The organism is Rahnella perminowiae (assembly GCF_019049755.1).
GTDB classification, from domain to species: domain Bacteria; phylum Pseudomonadota; class Gammaproteobacteria; order Enterobacterales; family Enterobacteriaceae; genus Rahnella; species Rahnella perminowiae.
The window spans coordinates 1-255 of the sequence record NZ_JAFMOS010000013.1; the positions used below are offsets into that span (position 1 = coordinate 1).

Below are 255 nucleotides of genomic sequence, written 5' to 3' on the forward strand. Positions count from 1 at the left end.
AGGCCGCTGCCGACGTCACCGGATTTTGATAAAAGTGCCTCACTAAGTCTGCTGTGTAAAACCGGTGAACCTTGTCCGAAAAGCGGATACTGGCAGATTGCATGGCTGCCGCGCGAAGGACTCAGCCGGAACGCCATTCTTGCACTCAGGGAAGGCGAGATTATGCCCACTGACCGGGTGGAGTTTTGCCGCTCACGCCCCTGGCCGCTCAGTGACCAACTGTTCCATCAGGAGCAGCACGTTGACTGGCGGTTT

The 255-nt window shown here is 57.3% G+C and carries 1 pseudogene; it reads left to right on the forward strand.

The features are described from left to right. Positions 1-255 (forward strand): annotated as a pseudogene (locus J1785_RS00055) (SEL1-like repeat protein); the annotation flags it as partial.